Origin of the sequence: Kocuria sp. CPCC 204721 (assembly GCF_040980945.1) — a bacterium.
Classification (GTDB): Bacteria; Actinomycetota; Actinomycetes; order Actinomycetales; family Micrococcaceae; genus Kocuria; species Kocuria marina.
This window is the reverse complement of sequence record NZ_JAVKPO010000049.1, coordinates 1-1,324: the sequence shown is the minus strand read 5'-3', so window position 1 is coordinate 1,324 and position 1,324 is coordinate 1. Positions and strand designations below refer to the sequence as shown.

The 1,324-nt window shown below is 65.1% G+C and carries 1 pseudogene; it reads left to right on the top strand.

Going from position 1 to position 1,324, the window contains the following annotated elements:
• Positions 1-391: 391 nt before the first annotated feature.
• A pseudogene (locus RF637_RS13780) lies at positions 392-1,257 on the top strand (IS3 family transposase); the annotation flags it as partial.
• Between the last annotated feature and the right edge of the window lie 67 nt (positions 1,258-1,324).

The following is a 1,324-nucleotide window of genomic DNA, read 5'->3' as shown; positions in this document are numbered from 1 at the left end:
CACAGGAACATCCTCCCTGCCAGGCACCAGGCCTGACCATCAAGGACGTCCACCGAAGGGGGTCAACCTCATGGCTACGGTGCTGCCTGGAGGGCACGATGGGTATCCCGAGCGCGGTGCCGACGTTTCGATGTAGTTCAGGAATGGTTGCCGGCGGAACCTATGGCGGCGCCGTAGGCGTCCTTGACGGGCTACTCATGCCGAAGCTACCCAGGAGTTTGCGGTGGTTGTACCAGTCGACCTAGCCGACGGTGGCGTACTCGGTGTCCGCGAGGGTCGATACGGCCGTCGTGGAACACGGTATTGCCAAGGCATTCGGACCTGCGGGACTGCCCCCGGTTGACCTGACTCCTGACTTGTGAGGATCTCTCCTCACAGTGAGGATGAAACAGTGCCCAAGCCCTACCCCGAGGAGTTCCGCCGCGACGTGGTGGCGGTGGCCCGTAAGCACGAGGCGCCGCTGTCGCAGATCGCCCGCGATTTCGGGATCTCAGAAGCCACCTTGCACAACTGGTTGCGCAAGGCTGACGTCGACGACGGCGTCCGTCCCGGCGTGACGACGGCCGAGTCGGAGGAGTTGCGGGTGCTGAAGCGGCGTAACCGGTTGCTCGAGCAGGAGAACGAGATCCTGCGCCGGGCAGCGGCCTTCTTTGCCCGCGAGTTGCCCCCAAAATGACGTACCCGCTGGTCCTCGACCTGGCCGCTGACGGGATCCCCGTCGCGGTGACCTGCCGGGTGCTGGGTTTCTCCAAGCAGTCCTTTTATGAGTGGCGGGCCAAGCCCGTTACCGCCCGGGACTGGGACGACGCCCGCCTGATCGACGCCGCCATCGCTATCCACGCCGAGGATCCTGCGTTCGGCTACCGGTTCATCGCCGACGAGCTGCCCGACCACGGCATCACGGCTGGGGAGAACCGCGTCCAGCGCCTGTGCTCGGCCCAGCGCCTGTTCAGCGTCCACTCCAAGAAGCGGGGCCTGAATCGCCGGCCCGGTCCATCGGTCCACGACGACCTGGTGGAGCGCGACTTCACCGCCGGCGCCCCGAACGAGCTGTGGCTCACGGATCTGACGGAGCATCGCACCGATGAGGGCAAGCTCTACCTCTGCGCGATCAAGGACGTCTACTCCAACCGGATCGTCGGCTATTCCATCGACAGCCGCATGAAGGCGTCTTTGGCGGTCACGGCCCTGCGCAGTGCGGTGGCTCGCCGGGGGACGGTGACCGGATGCGTGGTTCATTCGGATAGGGGGAGTCAAGGCGGATTCAACTGGTCGTCGCAACACCTCGATCGGGAGGTGTCAGATGGTTCGTCGTCAGCAGGCA